The following is a 20,285-nucleotide window of genomic DNA, read 5'->3' on the forward strand; positions in this document are numbered from 1 at the left end:
ATTTGATTAATGATTCTTGTCGCGTAGAATAGTATATAGAGTTAAAATAGAGATAATAGTTTTAAAGTAGTCTCATTGGCTTGGCCAAGTCCTAAAGCCAGTTTTTTAAAAGTTGAGGAGGGAATAAAGTGCAGGATAAATTAAAAACATTTTATATTACAACACCCATATATTATCCTAGTGGTAATTTACATATAGGGCATGCGTATACGACAGTGGCAGGGGATGCTATGGCTCGTTATAAAAGGATGCGTGGCTTTGATGTGATGTACTTAACAGGAACAGATGAACACGGTCAAAAAATCCAGCGTAAAGCGGCGGAAGAGGGAATTACTCCGCAGCAATATGTAGATAATATCGTATCAGGAATAAAAGAGCTTTGGCAAAAGCTTGATATCTCTTATGATGATTTCATTAGAACAACCGAAGATCGTCATAAAGATGTGGTAGCCAAAATCTTCAAGAAATTACTTGATCAGGGCGATATTTACTTGGACGAATATGAAGGATTATACTGTACACCTTGCGAATCTTTCTTCACGGAACGTCAGGTTGAAGAAAGCAATGGAAACTGTCCAGATTGCGGAAGACCTGTTGAAAAGGTAAAAGAAGAGTCTTATTTCTTTAAGATGAGTAAGTATGCCGATCGGTTGCTAAAGTTTTATGAGGAAAATCCAGAGTTCATACAACCGGAATCTCGTAAAAATGAAATGATTAATAACTTCATTAAACCAGGATTGGAAGATTTGGCTGTTTCCCGTACAACGTTCGATTGGGGTATCAAAGTACCAGGAAATCCAAAGCATGTTATTTATGTCTGGATTGATGCGTTGACTAATTATATTACAGCTTTAGGGTATGGAACGGATAATGATTCTAAATACCTGAATTATTGGCCGGCGAATGTGCATCTAGTCGGAAAGGAAATTGTTCGTTTCCATACGATTTACTGGCCTATTATGTTAATGGCTCTGGACATACCGCTTCCTAAGAAAGTTTTTGCTCACGGATGGCTGCTCATGAAAGACGGTAAGATGTCGAAATCAAAGGGAAATGTAGTTAACCCTGTTACATTAATTGATCGATATGGCTTGGATTCATTACGCTATTACCTTCTACGCGAAGTTCCATTTGGTTCAGATGGAGTATTTACGCCGGAAGGATTTGTAGAAAGAATCAATTTTGATCTGGCGAATGATTTAGGAAACTTATTAAATCGAACAGTAGCAATGGTCAATAAGTATTTTGACGGTGTAATTCCAAGTTACAAAGGTTCGAATAATGAGTTTGAAAAGGCACTGTTAGAAATGAATCAAGATACTGTGGGCAAGTATGAGGAAGCCATGGAGAACATGGAATTTTCAGTTGCTTTAACATCTATTTGGCAGCTTGTCAGCAGAACAAATAAGTTCATCGATGAAACTCAGCCATGGATGCTTGCAAAAGATGAAGCAACAAAAGAAGAGCTTGCGAGTGTTATGGTGCATTTGGCAGAATCTTTACGTAGGACGGCTATCCTTCTGAAACCATTTTTGACACAAACACCGGAAAAAATCTTTGCTCAGCTTAACATCCAGGATGAAATTTTAAAGTCGTGGGATAGCTTAGCGGACTTCGGTCAGATTCCTTCTGAAACAAAAGTGCTAAAGGGAGATCCAATCTTCCCTCGTTTAGATATGGAAGAGGAAGTTTTATATATTAAAGAACAAATGCAGGGTGGAACACCTAAGGTTGCAGAAAAAGTAGAAGAGACTATTCCAGAGGTTGATGAAATTACTATTGATGACTTTACAAAAGTAGAGCTTCGTGTAGCTCAGGTCATAGAAGTAGAGCCAGTAAAGAAAACAGATAAGCTTCTTAAACTGCAACTAGATTTAGGATATGAAAAGCGGCAGGTTGTCTCAGGTATTGCCCAACACTATAAACCTGAAGATTTAGTAGGGAAAAAAGTGATTTGTGTAACGAATTTGAAACCTGTGAAGCTTCGTGGCGAGCTTTCTCAGGGGATGATTTTGGCAGGTAGCCAGGATGGAGTTCTCTCTGTTGCTACAATAGATGCCTCCATTCCAAATGGTTCGAAGGTAAAATAAACTCAAAACATAAAAGTGTTTCATATGAAACACTTTTATGTTTTTTCTTTATACTTTTGGAAAACATAACTATTATGGGGTCTATGTTTTTAGTCATATATTTGGTGTTGATACACAAAGGGAATATTTGTAATATTTTTGTTACCTAAATGTGAAACATAAAACTCTCATTTTTTTATAAAATAGTGCTAGAAAGGAAGAAAAGTATGTTATTTGATACACATGTGCATGTAAATGCGGAGCAATTCAACGAGGACCTCGAAGACGTCATCGAAAGAGCACAGGAAGCAGGAGTGAATAATATGGTTGTCGTCGGGTTTGACCGACCAACTATAACTAGAGCGATGGAATTAATAGAAACTTATGAGTTTATGTATGCAGCAGTCGGTTGGCATCCTGTAGATGCGATAGATATGACAGAAGAAGACTTAAAATGGATTGAGGAACTATCCTCTCATCCTAAGGTTGTGGCTATAGGAGAGATGGGACTTGACTATCATTGGGATAAATCACCGAAAGCTATCCAAATGGAGGTGTTCAGGAAGCAAATCCAATTGGCTAAAAAGGTAGGTCTACCCATTATCATCCATAACCGGGAAGCGACCGCGGATATCGTGAACATATTAAAGGAAGAAGAAGCATCAGAAGTAGGAGGCATCATGCATTGCTTTAGTGGTAGTGCTGAAACGGCAATGGAATGTATTGATATGAACTTCTATATTTCATTGGGAGGTCCTGTAACCTTTAAAAATGCGAAAAAGCCAAAAGAGGTGGCTGCTGCAGTACCTTTAGATCGTCTACTAATCGAAACAGACTGCCCCTATTTAGCACCACACCCTTATAGAGGAAAGCGTAATGAACCGTCCTATGTGAAGCTTGTCGCTGAACAAATCGCTGAAATTAAACAACTTTCAGTAGAGGAAGTTTCTAAAGCGACGACGGACAATGCTAAGAAATTATTCGGCATTAACTGACAGCATTTTTGGACACTATCTCCCGGGGTCTGCTAACTAAAAACGCATTTTTTAAGGTTTCTACAAATCTCACTCCTATCATAGGCATATTATGTCGAGAATTCGCCCTTTCCTTTTCAATAGAGAATATGCATAATAGGTAGTAATTTCCTGAATGAGAAGTGAATGGGTTGACAGCTTGATAACTATGTCTATATAATCACCGGGAGGAAGGAGGAGTTTTTCATTCTATTAAAAACTATGAAAAACCTTATTCCCAAGCTAGGGAAGAAGAGAATGGCAATTGCAATATGCAGTGCGATTCTTGTCTCTACGGCACTGGGAATACTAATCCATCAAGGAACAAAGCATACTGTTACAATAATGCTGGACGGAAAAAAAGAGGTAGTGCGGACACACGCAGCTACTGTAAATGATATGTTAAAAGATTTAGAGATTACCGTACAAGCCGCGGACTATGTCCACCCTTCAGGAGACAGTAAGGTAGAGGATAATCTAGAAGTGGTCTGGAAGCCTGCTCAAAAAATTACCTTGGTACAAGATGAAGAGACTGAGGAGGTTTGGTCAACAGCCGATACGGTGGAAGAATTTTTAAAGGAACAAGACCTTGAAGTGAATGAGAAGGATAAAATCACACCTTCAAAAAACACGAAGATGGAAGCAAATATGGAAGTTGCCATCGATAAGGCATTTTCACTAAAATTAGTGGTAGGTGGAAACGAAAAGCAGGTATGGTCAACTTCGACTACTGTCGCTGACTTTTTAAAGCAACAAGGTGTAAAGCTCAATGATTTGGATCGAGTTGAGCCGGGATTAGTCGAAAAAGTTGAAGCTAAGAATACGGTAAACGTTATTCGAATTGAAAAAGTCACCGATGTAGTGGAAGAACCAGTGGACTTTGCTGTCATAACTAAAAAAGATGATTCCTTATCGAAAGGGAAAGAGAATATCGTCAAAGAAGGAAAAGACGGACTCATTTCTAAGAAATATGAAGTTGTTAAGGAGAATGGCAAAGAGGTCAAAAGAAAATTACTTTCAGAAAAAGTCGTAAATAAAAAGCAGGATAAGGTTATAACGGTCGGAACAAAAACGACGGTTGCTCAGGCATCACGCGGAGCGAGTAACGTTAATTCTACAAGTGGAAAAGAGATTTATGTTTCATCAACGGCTTATACAGCAAGTTGTAAGGGCTGTTCAGGTGTTACTTCAACGGGTGTGGACCTTAAGAGTAATCCTGATGCCAAAATTATTGCGGTCGATCCAAGTGTAATTCCAATGGGTTCGAAAGTATATGTAGAAGGTTATGGCTATGCAGTAGCTGCTGACAAAGGCGGAGCGATAAAGGGAAATAGGATAGATGTCTTCTTTTCCTCAAAAAATGATGCATATCGCTGGGGTGTAAAGAAAGTAAAGATTCGCGTATTGAACTAATAAGGTTTCTCTCGCAGGAGATAAATTGTCTCCTGTTTTTTGACGTTTTATTTTCCATTTGTTGAAAACCCCAGTGTAAAACTGTTTTAATAAGATAGACGATTCAATAAGTCATAGGGTTTCCACAATAAGCGGTAAAATTATTTTTATTTAGCAATGGTGTCTAGTTATAGATTCTAACTCATGGGAAAAACGATGACTCAAAAGGTAATTGGTCTATCTGAGTTAAGTCCGTTTTAAAGAGCTAATCAAAGTGCTTGCGCTTTTCTGTATGGAGGAAAACATGAAAAAAATCAAAGAAATAATTGTTGTAGAAGGTAAAGATGATACGGTAGCGATAAAAAGGGCTGTTAATGCTGATACAATAGAAACGAATGGTTCTGCGGTGAATGAATCCTGCATTGAGCAGGTAAGGCTTGCACAAGAGACACGAGGAGTTATCATTTTTACAGATCCGGACTTTCCTGGACAAAAAATCAGGAATATAATTTCAGAACAAGTAAAAGGCTGTAAACATGCCTTTTTAACGAAAAAAGAAGCACTTCCTAAGTCTGGGAGAGGGATAGGTGTAGAGCACGCTTCCCCTGAAGCGATTCGTAATGCCCTGAAAGACGCTCAATTAATGGATGAAGAGGCTTCAGAAGAGATTTCACAGCAGGATTTAATAGATGCAGGTTTAATCGGAGGATCAGGTGCCAAAGAGCGAAGGGAAAGACTTGGCTCTATCTTGAAGATTGGTTTTACAAATGGGAAACAGTTATATAAGAGATTAAAAATGTTCCAAATATCAACTGAGGCTTTTTATGAAGCAATTGTACAGATAAATCAGGAGGAAAAACATGAATAAGGATATTGCAACCCCTGTCAGAACGAAAGAAATACTAAAGAAGCACGGATTCTCTTTTAAAAAGAGCTTAGGCCAAAACTTCTTAATTGATACGAATATTTTGAAACGCATTGTCGATCATGCTGAGTTGACAGAGGAAAGCGGCGCCATTGAAATTGGGCCGGGAATAGGCGCCTTGACGGAACAACTAGCGAAAAGTAGCAAAAAAGTAACGGCCTTTGAGATTGATCAGCGTTTACTGCCGATTTTATCGGATACACTGTCACCTTATAACAATGTGAACATCATTCATGAGGATATTCTAAAAGCGGATGTAAAAAAGGTCATTGAAGAGGAATTCGCTGATATCTCAGACTTGATGGTTGTTGCAAATCTACCTTACTATGTCACAACGCCTATTATTTTAAAGCTTTTGTCTGAGAACCTTCCCATAAGAGGCATTGTGTGTATGTTACAAAAAGAAGTGGCTGATCGAATTGCTGCTAAACCTGGGACAAAGGAATATGGTTCTTTATCCATCGCCATCCAATATTATACCGAAGCAGAAACAGTGATGATTGTGCCGAAAACGGTTTTCATGCCGCAACCTAATGTCGATTCAGCGGTAATACGTCTGACTAAGCGGGTTAAGCCGATTGTTGAAGTACAAGATGAGGATTTCTTATTTATTGTTACCCGGGCTAGCTTCGCGCAACGTCGGAAAACGATTTTAAATAACTTAACAAGTCAACTGCCAGATGGGAAATCGAAAAAAGAACTTATCCTTGCCGCTCTCGAAGCCTCAGACGTGGATCCAACAAGACGTGGTGAAACACTAAGCATTAAGGAATTTGGCCGCTTGAGTGATGCGTTATTGCCGAATTTCAAATAAGGTAAATGTTAAAAAAGTTTTAGTCGGAACGGGTCTACTCCCAGCTTCCGGCTTTTTTTTATCTAAGCATAGCCTTAGGGGAATAGACTTCTTCTTCCTATAGATATATGTAGTCTCCTTTACTTTCACCTTTCAAGAATGGTTCGCATAACTTAAGAATGAAAATAATCTAGGGCGGGCTGAAAATAAGTCTTCTCATGGGGTGAGGCCATGAATATTCAAATAAACGATATTGTTGGTCGGGTTTCTTATAAATGCGACGTGTTGTTTCGAGTAATCGATATCCGTGATATTGATGGAAGACGTGAAGCGATTCTTTATGGGGAAGATATCCGATTGATTGCAGATGCACCTTTTCAAGACTTAATGATAATAAATGACAATGAGAGAAATGTCCGACAAAGGTCCAATGAGGTACTTCAGGAACAATCTTACCGCTTATTAACACAGGACTTAGAGCTGCAGCAACAAAAAAGCGGCTATCTATCCAGTAATGGGTACCGCTATAGTGGCGAATATTTTCAGATACCAGGCAGGGTGCTTCATGTGGACGGTGATGCTTCCTACCTTAGGAAATGCCTGGATTTATATCAGAAATTCGGTATTCCAGTTAACGGTGTCTATTGCAACGAAAAGGAAATGTCCCAGCGAATAGGGGGGTTATTGGACCATTACAGGCCGGATATCCTTGTTGTCACTGGTCATGATGCCTATTCTAAATCAAAAGGACCAATGAGCGATATCAATGCCTATCGTCACTCAAGGGACTTTGTACAGACCGTACGAGAGGCGAGGAAGAAGGTATCTCATTTGGATCAATTGATTATATTTGCGGGAGCTTGTCAATCCCATTTTGAATCCCTTATCCAAGCTGGGGCCAATTTCGCAAGCTCACCTTCACGTGTTAATATACATGCTCTTGATCCAGTATATATTGTCGGGAAGGTAAGCTTTACGCCTTTTATAGAACATATCCATGTATGGGATGTTCTTCGGAATACGTTAACGGGAGAGAAAGGTTTAGGTGGAGTTGAAACAAAAGGGGTGCTGCGGACAGGGCTTCCCTTTAAGCCATTTCAGGAAGAATAAACGAGCTGCATTTTGAAAGAATGCAGCTCGCTTTTATCATGTTAGAATTCGGATATCATAACAAATAGTCTGCTTTTTCTAGATGAAAAGAGCCTAGAAGTGGATTTATTTACGAAAATTCGGCATATTTTATAATGAATAGTTCGTTTACATATTTTCTCATTTACCAGGATATAATAAAAATGTTCGCGATTTTGCCGAATTTCAGGTAAAAATATATTGACTACATTTTTAAGTGCTGATATAATTTATTATTTTGTTTGCGTATATTTACAATTTGTGATATACTAAACTTAGTGAGGTGGACCGAAAATGCCAAAAACTCTAGCTGATATTAAAACTGCACTTGATTCAAACCTAGGTAAAAGATTGCTTTTAAAAGCAAACGGTGGAAGAAGAAAGACTGTAGAACGTTTTGGAACTTTGGCGGAAACTTATCCGGCTGTTTTTGTAATTGAGCTCGACCAAGATGAAAATGCGTTTGAAAGAGTATCTTACAGCTATGCGGATGTTTTAACGGAAACCGTGGAACTAACATTTTTAAACAAACAACAAGAGATGTAACTTAGAGGAGGCAGCGAACAATTATGTTTGCTGCTTTTTGTTTTGTGTTAAATATCTAATACTAACTAGTTTAGGATGAAAAAGGGTGTTATGAAATAGCGTATGATGCAAACACTAGGCATGTGACAGCATGTGAAAGGGGTTGTTTCGCTTGAGTAGAAAAAAAGGGATTATGTCAGAAGGTTTTAAAGAGGAATTGGCAAAAGAACTTGGATTTTACGATGTTGTCCAGAAAGAGGGCTGGGGAGGAATTCGAGCTCGGGACGCAGGAAACATGGTAAAACTAGCTGTCGAAAAAGCACAACGTCAATTGGTGGATAAAGAGTAAGACAAACACTAAATGGAATCATGCTGTCCTTATAAACAAGGCCAGACTCTTTCTACAATGTATAGCCATATTCATTTATGCTTACATTGTAGATATGGAGTCTGGTTTTTTTATACATGGATCAATACAAATCGGCTGCATATTAACTCTTTTTGGGGAGTAGGGGCGATCCCTTCTTCCAAGTGTCTATAGGTGACTATTCCCCTCTATAGTTCAATCTCCACTTCAATACATTGAAATTACGATGAAAAAACCTTTAGAATATAAACAAATATGATAAAATAGGACAAGAACTTTTAAGAACGTTAAAGTAGGTGGACATATTGAAGCTTATGGAAAAAGCCCCGGCTAAGATTAATTTGGCTTTGGATGTGCTTTTCAAACGGCCTGATGGGTATCATGAGGTAGAAATGATCATGACGACAGTCGACCTTGCCGATAGAATTGAACTAAAAGAAATAAAGGGGAATCACATTCAGATTCTATCCCATAATCGATTTGTTCCGGATGATCATCGGAATTTAGCTTATCAAGCTGCATTTATCCTAAAGGAACGTTTTGGAATTAATAAAGGTGTTTCTATTACTATAGAGAAAAATATACCTGTAGCAGCTGGACTTGCAGGTGGAAGCAGTGACGCCGCTGCTACATTAAGAGGTTTGAATAGACTGTGGAAGCTTGGTCTTTCTATGGATGAGCTTGCGGAAATTGGAGCTGAGATTGGCTCTGATGTGTCATTTTGTGTGTATGGGGGTACGGCGTTGGCTAGAGGCCGTGGGGAAAAAATCACGCATCTTCCTGCACCGCCAAAATGCTGGGTTATTTTAGCTAAACCGACAATCGGTGTATCGACTGCTGATATTTATAAAAGGCTGCAAATTGCAAAAATGGAACATCCTGATGTCCCTAGTATGATTTCAGCCATTAAGGAAAGCAGCTATCAAGATGTTTGCCAAGGTTTGGGGAATGTACTTGAGCAAGTGACGTTGCAGTTATATCCCGAGGTTGCGAATATTAAAGATCAAATGAAGACATTTGGTGCAGATTCTGTCTTAATGAGCGGAAGCGGTCCGACCGTTTTTGGTTTGGTGGAACATGATTCCCGCATGCAAAGAATTTATAATGGTCTTCGTGGATTTTGTGATCAAGTCTATGCAGTGCGCTTGTTAGGTGATCGAAACGACCTTGAATAGATACGTACATTAATGGTATAGTTGCAATATAATATTCGGAATTTACAAAGGGGGTGTTTCAATGAAATTTCGTCGCAGCGAGAGGCTAGTCGATATGACAAATTATTTATTAGAACATCCAGGGGAACTTGTTTCGCTGACCTACTTTGCTGAAAGGTATAGTTCTGCCAAATCTTCGATAAGTGAGGATTTAACAATCATTAAAGATACCTTTGAACAACGCGGTATAGGGTCTTTAACGACCGTGCCAGGTGCCGCGGGTGGAGTGAAATATATTGTTTCCATCAAGGAAGATGAAGCCAATGCCTTTATAGATGAACTATGCGATACAATCGCTAGTCCTGAAAGGCTACTTCCGGGCGGCTATCTGTATATGACCGACATATTAGGACATCCGCAAACGGTGAATAAGGTTGGCAGAATAATCGCTTCCATGTATGCTAAAAAAAATGTCTCAGTCATCATGACAATGGCAACCAAAGGGATATCATTAGCATACGCAGTGGCAAATTATTTGAATGTTCCTGTTGTCATAGTAAGAAGAAATAATAAAGTAACAGAAGGTTCTACAGTGAGTATTAATTATGTTTCTGGCTCATCAAAGAGAATTCAGACAATGGTGCTCTCAAAAAGAAGTCTGGTAGAGGGTTCGAATGTATTGATTGTTGATGATTTCATGAAAGCTGGAGGTACGATTAATGGTATGGTCAGCTTGCTGGATGAATTTAAGGCTACCGTTGCCGGAATTGCCGTGCTAGTGGAATCCGAACATACAGAAGAATGTCTCGTAGAGGACTATGTTTCATTAATTAAATTGACGCAGGTAGTTGAAAGAGATAAGAAAATAAATGTCAGTCGTGGCAATTATCTTACGAGAAAGAATTAGGGGGAATTTTTCATGAAAACGATACATACGAATGAAGCACCAGCTGCAATTGGTCCATATTCACAAGGCGTGATCGTAGATAAGTTATTTTTCAGTTCAGGTCAAATTCCTCTTACTGCTTCTGGTGAAATGGTAACAGGAGATGTTAAAGAACAAACACATCAAGTGTTTAAAAATCTTCAGGCTGTATTGAAAGAAGCAGGCGCCTCTTTAGAAACAGTCATTAAAGCTACAGTATTTATTAAAAGTATGAACGATTTCAGTTCAATTAATGAAGTATACGGGGAATATTTTTCAAGTCATAAGCCTGCACGCTCTTGTGTAGAGGTTGCACGTCTTCCTAAAGATGCACTAGTGGAAATAGAAGTGGTTGCGCTCGTTAAATAAACGGGCGTTTTTTATTTTGTCTTCTTTTTTAGGGGGAATTCGTCATGGGCATTTTCCCTGGAATTTAAGGGGGATTTTTATTTTTTTTTAAAACTAGGCTGAATTTTCTAAAAAACTTACAGATAATAGAAGGAGTTCACGTTTTTTTGTTGAATATGTACTTTAAGTTTTAACAACAACAAAAAGGGATGGTGAGCTTAAATGGAAGTAACTGACGTAAGATTACGCCGTGTGAATACGGATGGTCGTATGAGAGCTATCGCATCAATTACACTGGATAATGAATTTGTGGTTCATGATATTCGTGTAATCGACGGAAACAATGGTTTATTTGTAGCAATGCCAAGTAAACGAACTCCAGATGGAGAATTCCGAGATATCGCACATCCAATCAATTCCTCTACACGCGGGAAAATTCAAGAAGCTGTCTTGACAGAATATCATCGATTAGGAGAACTTGAAACTGAATTAGAGGAAGCGGGAGCTGGAGCTTCTTAATCACTCTTAATTTTGAACTTTAAATTTAAAATTCGTGCATCTAGAGCCTACTTCATAAGTAGTGCTCTTTTTTATTGTTTCAAAACAGAATAGTTTTTTTACTTAGCAACCATAATTGCTTTTTGTTCCACTATTGTCTTATTTTGTATTATTAATGTTAATATCTTCAAAAATTTAAATACCCCCTCTTTTTATTTTTTAAACATTTTTGGACACACTAATTTTTTATTATTTTTAGTTAAAGGGCATTTTAACTATTTTGTAAAAATGTTAACGTAACCTGTGAAAGTCTGAATGTGAAAGGATTAGGTAACTCGGATTCGGAATGGAAGTTTACAACAGTGGTTGTGCTTCTAAATGATGTTTACATAGGGCAAAATGCAATTGTAGCAATGCTTTAACATAAGGAGTGGAATGTATTAAAAAGGGTGAGGAGATATCATTTGTGTACTTCTAGCCATTAAGGGGATAATGAAAAAATCTCATTTTTGTAGGCAAATAATTAATATTTAAAGGATTTAATAAATACTAAAACATCAAAAATAAAGTTTGCGAGTAGGTAGAAAATTGAACTTTTTCTTGAATTAGCTGTTGACAATTATATGTACTTTTAATTGTTACCTTGAAATGAATCACTATTTGAGATAATATTTTTAGTGGATAAAAAGGTGAAAATGGAGGCCTGTTATGAGTAATCGCTATGCAATAATTTTGGCCGCTGGGCAAGGTACTAGGATGAAATCTAAGCTTTACAAGGTTTTACACCCTGTTTGCGGAAAACCAATGGTACAACATGTTATCGATCAAGTCAATCAACTTCAGATAGAAGATATTGTAACAGTTATCGGCCATGGAGCTGAAAAAGTTCAAGAACAGCTTGGTGATTCTTGCAAGTATGCATTACAAGAGCAGCAATTAGGCACGGCACATGCTGTAATGCAAGCGGGAGACGTTTTATCCGATAAAAGCGGAATTACCCTTGTTATTTGCGGAGATACACCGTTAATCAAAGCAGAGACGATGGAAGCGCTTATAACATTGCATGAGCAAAGTAAGGCGAAAGCAACGATTCTGACAGCATATGCGGATAATCCGGATGGCTATGGAAGAGTTCTTCGCAGTGAGAACGGCCTGGTTGAAAAAATCATCGAGCATAAGGATGCCTCCGATGAAGAAAGATATGTTAAGGAAATAAATACCGGTACATATTGTTTCGATAACCAGGCATTATTTAGCGCGCTGAAAAAAGTTTCAAATGATAATGTCCAAGGTGAATATTATTTGCCGGATGTTATTGAAATTTTAAAAGAAGAAGGCGAATCGGTGACAGCCTTTCAATCAAGTGATTTTGATGAGACATTGGGTGTAAACGACCGAGTGGCTTTATCGCAGGCTGAGCAAACTCTACGGAGTCGTATCAATGAATCACATATGAGAAATGGTGTAACGATTATCGATCCACTTACAACGTTTATTGAAGCTGATGTGAAAATTGGGCAGGATACGGTTATTTATCCTGGGTCATTGATTAAAGGGAAAAGTATTATCGGGCAGGATTGCCTGATTGGTCCTAATTCGGAGATCAGTGATTGTGAAATTGGTGATGGAACTGAGATTCAACAATCGGTTGTACACGAAAGCAGTATTGGAAGTTCAGTTAAAATCGGTCCTTTTGCACATGTTCGACCTCAATCCGATATTCAGGATTCAGTTAAAATCGGTAATTTTGTCGAAATTAAAAAAACCGTTTTTGGTAAAGGAAGCAAAGCCTCTCATTTGAGTTATATTGGAGATGCAGAGGTTGGAGAGAATGTTAATATTGGCTGCGGATCTATTACCGTGAATTATGACGGTACAAATAAACATTTGACGAAGATTGAAGACGATGTTTTTATAGGCTGTAATTCTAATCTTGTTGCACCTGTAACGATAGGAAAAGGGGCATATGTAGCTGCCGGGTCAACCATCACTCAAGATGTACCGCAGGAAGCTTTATCTGTTGCTCGTGCTCGTCAAGTAAACAAAGAAGATTATGTGAAGAAGTTAAAATTTAATAATTAACCCACGGAGGTCATCATGTCAAATCAGTATTTAGATCCTAATTTAAAAGTATTCTCTTTAAATTCAAACTTTGATTTAGCTCAAGAAATTGCTGCTGCAATCGGTGTTGAACTTGGAAAATGTAGCGTAACAAGTTTCAGTGACGGTGAAGTTCAGATTAATATTGAAGAAAGTATTCGTGGCTGTGACGTTTACGTAATCCAATCAACAAGCCAACCAGTCAATGAAAATTTAATGGAACTTTTAATTATGATCGATGCTCTAAAACGTGCTTCAGCTAAAACAATCAACATAGTAATGCCTTATTACGGTTATGCTCGACAAGACCGTAAAGCACGTGCTCGTGAACCAATTACAGCTAAACTTGTAGCGAATCTTTTAGAAACAGCTGGTGCACATCGTGTCATCACATTGGATCTACACGCGCCACAAATCCAAGGTTTCTTTGATATTCTAATTGATCACCTTGTTGCAGTTCCAATTTTAGCTGATTTCTTCAAAGAAAAAGATCTAAGTGACATTGTCATCGTTTCTCCGGATCACGGTGGAGTAACGCGTGCCCGTAAAATGGCAGATCGCTTAAAAGCACCGATTGCTATTATCGATAAGCGTCGTCCAAGACCGAATGTGGCTGAAGTCATGAACATCATCGGTAATATTGAAGGAAAAACGGCAATCCTGATTGATGACATCATCGATACAGCAGGTACTATTACACTTGCAGCTAATGCACTTGTAGAGAATGGTGCGAAAGCAGTCTACGCTTGTTGTACACACCCAGTCCTGTCAGGCCCTGCTATCGAACGGATTCAAAATTCAACTATCAAGGAACTGGTCGTAACAAATTCGATTGCTCTATCTGAAGACAAGAAAATCGATAAAATTGTTGGGCTTTCTGTAGCTCCTTTGATTGCGGAAGCAATTATTCGTGTTCATGAAGAACAATCTGTTAGCACATTATTTGATTGATAAAAAATAAAGAAAACATGGTGGGCCTAGTGTCCGCCATGTTTTTTTATATAAAATATTTGAATTATTCCGAAAATAAATCAATTCTTAGTTGACAGGTGCGAATACTGATATTAATATGTATACATATTCAATTTATATTTTATGAATCTAAAGAAAAAACTCTCTTTCTGGTTCTGAGTAAGAAAAAAGCTCACAAATTAAATGGCCGATCGGGCTACCGAAGGCTCCTTTTCACTTACCATCTCACATTAGGCATCTTTTTGACCTATTGTACTTTTGGTGAAGAAAAGGAGCTTTTTATTTTATACAAATCAGTTTAATGAGGGGTGTAGAGTATGGAAAAAAAACGCAATGTGTGGATACTGAGTATTCTTAGCATCATTATGCTGGTATTAGGAGCATGTGGGCAGGAAAAAAGCAGTACAAAGAGTGCTGACGTAAAAGAAAGTGATAAGACTATCAGAATCGGCTATCAAAAATTCGGGACATTAAATATTTTAAAATCAAAAGGAGAGCTGGAAACACGTTTAAAAGAAGTGGGTTATACCGTTAAGTGGACTGAATTTCCTGCTGGGCCTCAGCTACTTGAAGCTTTGAATGTTGGAAGCCTTGATTTTGGGCACACAGGAGAGGCACCACCGATATTTGCACAGGCTGCTAAGGCCCCACTTGTCTATGTGGCTAATCAGCCAGCAAACCCCTCAGGAGAAGCCATAGTCGTGCAAAAGGATTCGCCTATAAAGAGTGTGGAAGATTTAAAAGGCAAGAAAGTAGGCTTGAATAAAGGGTCCAATGTTCATTATTTATTAGTTAAAGCATTAGAGGAGGCGGATCTTACTCTTGATGATATTCAGCCCGTCTACTTGCCACCGGCTGATGCGAGGGCCGCTTTTGAAGGAAATCAGATTGATGCTTGGGTAATATGGGACCCGTTTTTATCCGCAGCGGAACTAGAACTTGAAACAAAAACAATTCAGGATGGAGAAGGATTAGTGGCGAATCGCGAATTCTTTTTGGCAACTGATACATTCGCAGAGAATAAAGAAGTCTTGAAGATTATTAAAGAGGAACTGAAAAAAGTAGATAAATGGATAGAAGAAAACCCAAAGGATGTTGCAGAGTTCTTAGCTCCAGAGATTGGGATGAGTGTTGAGACATTAGATAAAACATTAAAAAGAAAAGAATATGGACTAGAGGAAATTTCAAAAACGGCTCTGAACGACCAACAAAAAATTGCTGATACATTTTACAATCTTAAATTAATTCCAACCGAAGTAAATGTTTTCGATGCATCAATAGATGTTAAAAAAAATTAAGGGGGAAATAAAAATGAAAGTATTTTGGTTTATTCCATCACATGGAGAAAGTCGTTATTTAGGGTCAACTAAGGGTGGGAGACCTATTACACTTCCTTATTTGAAGCAAATTGCTCAGGCGGTTGACCATCTAGGGTTTGAAGGAGCATTACTTCCAACAGGACGCTCTTGTGAAGATGCCTGGGTAGTGGGATCTTCATTAATATCTGCAACGGAAAGAATGAAATTTTTAGTAGCCATTCGTCCAGGTTTAATGTCACCGACCTTGGCAGCCCGGATGGCTGCGTCCTTTGACCGGTTGTCGGGTGGTCGCCTTCTAATCAATGTAGTAACTGGAGGAGATCCTGTCGAATTGGCTGGAGATGGTGTATTTCTGAACCATACGGATCGTTATAGGTTAACAGATGAATTTTTGGATATTTGGAGAGCGGAAATGTCTGGAGAACAGGTAGATTTTGAAGGGGAGCACTTGAAGGTTGAAGGTGGGAATATTCTGTTGCCTCCGGTACAAAAACCTTACCCTCCACTATACTTTGGAGGTTCATCTGACCCGGCCATTGATATTTCAGGAAAGCATATTGATGTGTATTTAACTTGGGGTGAACCACCAGCACAAGTGGCTGAAAAAATTGAAAAAGTTCGTAAAAAGGCAGCAGAGTACGGCCGCGAAGTTCGATTTGGTATCCGTATGCATGTCATTGTAAGGGAAACAGAAGAAGAGGCTTGGCAGGCAGCAGATGAACTCATTAAATATGTAGATGATGAAATGATTGAAAATTCACAAAGGATTTTCGAGCGGTTTGATTCAGTTGGTCAGAAGAGGATGTCCCAACTTCATAACGGCAGTAGGGATTCCCTTGAAATCAGCCCTAACCTATGGGCAGGTGTAGGTCTTGTGCGTGGTGGCGCCGGTACAGCATTAGTCGGAAGCGCAGAGAACGTTGCTGCACGCATGAAAGAATATGAGGAAATTGGGGTAGAATCCTTTGTTTTATCTGGCTATCCTCATTTAGAAGAAGCATACCGAGTGGCGGAACTGTTATTCCCTATACTCCCTGTTGAACAGCTGCAAGGTCCCGTGTCAAAAGCTACGAGTCCATTTGGAGAAATATTAGCCAACGACCACTACCCTACAAAAGGAAGTGAAAATAAACATGAAGAAAAAGTTAAACAAAAAGTTCAATAAGTTCCCTTTCATAACGTGGCTTGTACCTGTTTTTCTACTGGTAGCTTGGCAGTTGCTGTCATTGTGGGGCATTCTGTCGGATCGGATATTACCTGCCCCGACTGAAGTACTTAAAGCAGGCATTGCTTTATTGAAAACAGGAGAACTTATAGGCTATATCGGCATCAGTGCCCAGCGTGCCTTAATCGGCTTTTTGATTGGTGGGATTATTGGTTTTGTACTTGGTATGTTAAATGGGCTTTCATCCATTGCTGAAACATTATTCGATACTTCGCTTCAAATGTTGCGAAACATCCCACATTTAGCCTTGATTCCGCTCGTAATTCTTTGGTTTGGTATTGAGGAAGAAGCGAAAATATTCCTAGTTGCCTTAGGAGTTCTATTCCCGATCTATTTAAATACGTTTCATGGTGTGAAGTCGGTCGATAAAGGTTTAATTGAAGCGGCGAAGGTTTATGGGTTAAGCGGTTTTTCTTTATTCTGGAATGTGATTCTCCCTGCAGCTTTTCCATCCATTTTAGTGGGCATCCGCTTTTCGCTTGGAATTATGTGGGTCACATTAATAGTCGCGGAAACAATATCCGCCAATTCTGGAATTGGGTATATGGCTATGAATGCCAGGGAATTCATGAGAATGGATATCGTTGTACTCAGTATTCTCTTATATGCTTTATTAGGGAAAATATCAGATGTTTTTGCCAAGGTAATAGAAAAAAGATGCTTGAAATGGCATCCATCATACCAATGAGGAGGCCTTTTATATGAAAAGTGGAAGTTCATTGGAGCTGCAGAATATTAGGAAGGATTTTGGAGGTTTTGAAGTTTTAAAGGGAATAGACCTTACTTTTAAAAAAGGGGAATTCGTAGCTATTGTCGGCAAGAGTGGATGCGGGAAAAGTACCTTACTACGTCTTGCGGCAGGCCTGGATGAACCAACGGACGGGAAGGTACTGGTGGATGGCGAGTCATTAAACGGACTGAATCGATCATCCCGCACGATGTTTCAGGATGGGAGGCTTTTCCCTTGGAAAAAAATTCTCCAAAATGTTGGTGTTGGTTTAAAAGGGGATTGGAAGCCAAAAGCTATAGAGCTACTAGAGCAGGTGGGGCTGGCAGACCGAGCATATGAATGGCCATCGGTTCTATCGGGAGGGCAGAGACAAAGGGTTGCCTTAGCTAGGGCATTGGTGAACGAACCTGACATTCTTCTTTTGGATGAACCATTAGGGGCGCTGGACGCTTTGACAAGAATCGAGATGCAAAGGTTAATTGAAGAATTATGGAGAAAAAGAGACTTTACTGCCTTACTCGTTACACATGATGTGGAAGAAGCGGTTACGCTGGCTGACCGGGTCATATTAATTGAAGAAGGCAAAGTGGTGATGAATAAGGAAATTAATCTACCGAGGCCACGGAAAAAGGACAATATTCTTTACTCATCCTTGGCTGGCCAAATTCTTAATAGAGTCATGCAAGTTGAGGAGCAGGTAGAAAAAAAGGCGATTCATGCATAAAGTCTGTAATTGAAAAACCTGTGATAAATACTGAAAGGAGTGAGGAAAAAAGAATTCCATTCGATACTTTTCTTTGTTTATCATACGTTTAAGTTCATATTAGAGCTTTCTGTCATTCCTTTCATGTTTAATACACCGCTATTTAGGGAACTGTTAATTATAGTGAACCTGTAATTAATATTTTAGGAAGGCGGAGGATGTATGAGTAATTTATTAGCTGCAAAAGAACGTACGGATTTAAAACACTCTAATTTAAGGAACTTGAGAGAAAGCGGAGAAATACCGGCTATTGTATATGGTAATCAAAACGGCAATACGGCCATCTCAGTCAATAATATTGAACTTCAAAAAACAATGAAAGAAATAGGACGAAATGGTATTATTTCTCTTGACTTGAATGGAACTGAATTTAAAGTCATGCTCTCTGATTATCAAAAGGATCCGATAAAGAATTTCATTTATCATGCTGACTTTTTAATTGTAGATATGTCTGCTCAATTACAGGCACAAGTACGCATCAACCTTACCGGTGTCTGTAAAGGGGTGAAAGACGGTGGTGTCCTACAGCAGTCTCTTCATGAAGTAACGGTTACGGCTAAGCCTAATGATATTCCTGAATCCATTAATGTTGATGTTACTGAGCTTCAGGTCGGCGATACAATCTACATATCTGACATTCAAACAAATCAGCAAGTTACAATTAACAACGATGGTGAAGAAGTCGTTGCCTCCGTATTGGCGCCTCGTCAGGAAGAGGAAATTAGTACAGGTGAACAGCAAGATGGCGGTATTCCTATAAATGAAGAAGGCAGGGAGACTAAGGCTTCACCAGAGTCATGATGCCGGGATTAAACAAGTAAGTCATGGTATAATAGGCGTAGCTCTTAATGAGTTACGTCTTTTCTACTTCTGGATGCGTCCATTTACATCTGGTAACTATTAGGAATTGATTTCTTTAAATAGAGTTTATTTCTAATTAGTTCTCCGGTCGCTTGCAGGTAAGCTTGAAATTGAGGTACTATTTTTCTAAGGTCATTCTGATCTTAGAATTTTCGTCCACACGTAACTCCCTAAATATCGGTAATGACGGAGTGTGAATCATGAAAATTATTGTAGGGTTAGGGAACCCAGGTAAACAATATGAAAAAACACGGCATAACGTCGGTTTTGAAGTAATAGATGAGTTATCTAAAAAGTGGTCGATCTCACTCGATCAAGCCAAGCATAAGGGAATCTATGGTGTAGGAATGGTACGGGGAGAAAAGGTTTTATTACTTAAGCCGCTAACCTACATGAATTTATCAGGTGAATCGATTTCGGCCGTTATGCATTTCTTTAAGGTGGAAATAGCGGATGTGGTTGTTATATATGATGACCTCGATTTACCGCCAGGAAGAATCCGTCTTCGTCAAAAAGGAAGTGCAGGCGGTCATAATGGAATAAAATCTACAATTTCTCATTTGGGTACACAAGATTTTAACCGAATTAGAATAGGTATCGGTCGCCCGATCGGCCATGTTCCGGTACCTGACTATGTATTGGGGCGTTTCTCCCAAGAAGAATGGAATCATGTCGGGGCTACGATTGAAAAAAGCGCCGCTTCTTGTGAAGCTTGGTTGGAAAAACCATTTATACAGGTCATGAACGAATATAACCAATAAGCTAAGAGTAGATATAAGTAAAGAATAAAATCTTTCGCTGAATAAATCCCCCTTACTTTTGTACATACTAACACTATTACAAAATAGGGGGTTACCAAATGGCTCTCCATTATCGTTGCCGACATTGTGGAACTAAGCTAGGTTCTATCGAGGCACACGCACTGAGTACGGAGCAGTTAGGTTTTAATCAACTTACTGATGAAGAGCGTCAAGAGATGATCGTTTATGATTCTGAGGGAGATATGCATGTGAGGGCGATATGTGAAGATTGTCATGAATCGCTGCAAAGAAACCCTGAATTATATGAAAGCGATTATATTATTCATTAGCGGGAGAGGGCTTTGGACAAAATCCAAAGCATTTTTCCGTTTGTTTTGTTTTAAAGATATGAAGATAGAGAATGAGCCAGTTATAAAG

21 protein-coding genes are annotated in these 20,285 nt (G+C 38.9%); all 21 read left to right on the forward strand.

The window, feature by feature from the left end:
- The first annotated feature begins 128 nt into the window (after window positions 1–128).
- The 21 genes from metG (at window position 129) to NST21_RS00330 (ending at window position 20,197) form a co-directional block, all read left to right on the forward strand.
- Window positions 129–2,090 (forward strand): methionine--tRNA ligase, encoded by a 1,962-nt coding sequence (metG, locus tag NST21_RS00230; protein ID WP_340887242.1) that lies wholly within the window; start codon window positions 129–131, stop codon window positions 2,088–2,090.
- A gap of 206 nt (window positions 2,091–2,296) precedes the next feature.
- Window positions 2,297–3,064 (forward strand): TatD family hydrolase, encoded by a 768-nt coding sequence (locus NST21_RS00235; protein ID WP_340887243.1) that lies wholly within the window; start codon window positions 2,297–2,299, stop codon window positions 3,062–3,064.
- A gap of 276 nt (window positions 3,065–3,340) precedes the next feature.
- The gene (locus tag NST21_RS00240) at window positions 3,341–4,495 is read left to right on the forward strand and encodes a ubiquitin-like domain-containing protein (RefSeq protein ID WP_340887244.1); all 1,155 of its coding nucleotides are present in this window, start codon (window positions 3,341–3,343) and stop codon (window positions 4,493–4,495) included.
- A gap of 283 nt (window positions 4,496–4,778) precedes the next feature.
- Window positions 4,779–5,342, forward strand: a complete 564-nt coding sequence (rnmV, locus tag NST21_RS00245; RefSeq protein WP_053349021.1) for a ribonuclease M5 — start codon at window positions 4,779–4,781, stop codon at window positions 5,340–5,342.
- Complete coding sequence (rsmA, locus tag NST21_RS00250) at window positions 5,335–6,213, forward strand: 16S rRNA (adenine(1518)-N(6)/adenine(1519)-N(6))-dimethyltransferase RsmA (protein WP_053349004.1); 879 nt, start codon at window positions 5,335–5,337, stop codon at window positions 6,211–6,213. Before rnmV ends, rsmA begins: the two co-directional genes overlap by 8 nt.
- A gap of 210 nt (window positions 6,214–6,423) precedes the next feature.
- Window positions 6,424–7,302: a sporulation peptidase YabG gene (gene yabG / locus NST21_RS00255; RefSeq protein ID WP_340887247.1), complete on the forward strand. Its 879-nt coding sequence runs from the start codon at window positions 6,424–6,426 to the stop codon at window positions 7,300–7,302.
- A gap of 312 nt (window positions 7,303–7,614) precedes the next feature.
- Window positions 7,615–7,866: a biofilm formation stimulator Veg gene (gene veg / locus NST21_RS00260; RefSeq protein WP_034316343.1), complete on the forward strand. Its 252-nt coding sequence runs from the start codon at window positions 7,615–7,617 to the stop codon at window positions 7,864–7,866.
- Between the two features lie 151 nt (window positions 7,867–8,017).
- Window positions 8,018–8,194 carry a small, acid-soluble spore protein, alpha/beta type gene (locus NST21_RS00265; RefSeq protein WP_053349002.1) on the forward strand — a complete coding sequence of 59 codons (177 nt, stop codon included), beginning with the start codon at window positions 8,018–8,020 and terminating at the stop codon, window positions 8,192–8,194.
- A gap of 323 nt (window positions 8,195–8,517) precedes the next feature.
- Complete coding sequence (gene ispE, locus NST21_RS00270) at window positions 8,518–9,387, forward strand: 4-(cytidine 5'-diphospho)-2-C-methyl-D-erythritol kinase (RefSeq protein WP_053349001.1); 870 nt, start codon at window positions 8,518–8,520, stop codon at window positions 9,385–9,387.
- A 61-nt stretch (window positions 9,388–9,448) separates the two neighbouring features.
- A complete protein-coding gene (gene purR / locus NST21_RS00275) occupies window positions 9,449–10,273 on the forward strand; it encodes a pur operon repressor (RefSeq protein WP_340887250.1) in 825 nt (274 codons plus the stop codon).
- A 12-nt stretch (window positions 10,274–10,285) separates the two neighbouring features.
- Window positions 10,286–10,660: a RidA family protein gene (locus NST21_RS00280; protein WP_053348999.1), complete on the forward strand. Its 375-nt coding sequence runs from the start codon at window positions 10,286–10,288 to the stop codon at window positions 10,658–10,660.
- Between the two features lie 201 nt (window positions 10,661–10,861).
- Window positions 10,862–11,158 carry a septation regulator SpoVG gene (gene spoVG, locus NST21_RS00285; protein WP_034316332.1) on the forward strand — a complete coding sequence of 99 codons (297 nt, stop codon included), beginning with the start codon at window positions 10,862–10,864 and terminating at the stop codon, window positions 11,156–11,158.
- Between the two features lie 687 nt (window positions 11,159–11,845).
- On the forward strand, window positions 11,846–13,219 hold the full coding sequence (glmU, locus tag NST21_RS00290) for a bifunctional UDP-N-acetylglucosamine diphosphorylase/glucosamine-1-phosphate N-acetyltransferase GlmU (RefSeq protein WP_340887251.1): 1,374 nt from the start codon (window positions 11,846–11,848) through the stop codon (window positions 13,217–13,219).
- A gap of 15 nt (window positions 13,220–13,234) precedes the next feature.
- Window positions 13,235–14,188 (forward strand): ribose-phosphate diphosphokinase, encoded by a 954-nt coding sequence (locus NST21_RS00295; protein ID WP_061440331.1) that lies wholly within the window; start codon window positions 13,235–13,237, stop codon window positions 14,186–14,188.
- A 338-nt stretch (window positions 14,189–14,526) separates the two neighbouring features.
- Complete coding sequence (locus NST21_RS00300) at window positions 14,527–15,507, forward strand: sulfonate ABC transporter substrate-binding protein (protein WP_340887254.1); 981 nt, start codon at window positions 14,527–14,529, stop codon at window positions 15,505–15,507.
- Between the two features lie 13 nt (window positions 15,508–15,520).
- On the forward strand, window positions 15,521–16,693 hold the full coding sequence (gene ssuD / locus NST21_RS00305; protein WP_340887256.1) for an FMNH2-dependent alkanesulfonate monooxygenase: 1,173 nt from the start codon (window positions 15,521–15,523) through the stop codon (window positions 16,691–16,693).
- Window positions 16,662–17,441, forward strand: coding sequence for an aliphatic sulfonate ABC transporter permease SsuC (ssuC, locus tag NST21_RS00310; RefSeq protein WP_056525480.1), 780 nt, complete (start codon window positions 16,662–16,664; stop codon window positions 17,439–17,441). The genes ssuD and ssuC overlap by 32 nt, the downstream gene beginning before the upstream one ends.
- A 13-nt stretch (window positions 17,442–17,454) precedes the next feature.
- On the forward strand, window positions 17,455–18,207 hold the full coding sequence (locus tag NST21_RS00315) for an ATP-binding cassette domain-containing protein (protein ID WP_057217161.1): 753 nt from the start codon (window positions 17,455–17,457) through the stop codon (window positions 18,205–18,207).
- Window positions 18,208–18,408: 201 nt separating this feature from the next.
- Window positions 18,409–19,047: a 50S ribosomal protein L25/general stress protein Ctc gene (locus tag NST21_RS00320; RefSeq protein ID WP_056525475.1), complete on the forward strand. Its 639-nt coding sequence runs from the start codon at window positions 18,409–18,411 to the stop codon at window positions 19,045–19,047.
- Window positions 19,048–19,307: 260 nt separating this feature from the next.
- Window positions 19,308–19,868: an aminoacyl-tRNA hydrolase gene (pth, locus tag NST21_RS00325; protein ID WP_056525474.1), complete on the forward strand. Its 561-nt coding sequence runs from the start codon at window positions 19,308–19,310 to the stop codon at window positions 19,866–19,868.
- A gap of 98 nt (window positions 19,869–19,966) precedes the next feature.
- Window positions 19,967–20,197 (forward strand): anti-sigma-F factor Fin family protein, encoded by a 231-nt coding sequence (locus NST21_RS00330; protein ID WP_056525473.1) that lies wholly within the window; start codon window positions 19,967–19,969, stop codon window positions 20,195–20,197.
- Window positions 20,198–20,285 lie beyond the last annotated feature (88 nt).

Origin of the sequence: Peribacillus sp. FSL K6-1552 (assembly GCF_038005205.1) — a bacterium.
GTDB classification, from domain to species: domain Bacteria; phylum Bacillota; class Bacilli; order Bacillales; family DSM-1321; genus Peribacillus; species Peribacillus butanolivorans.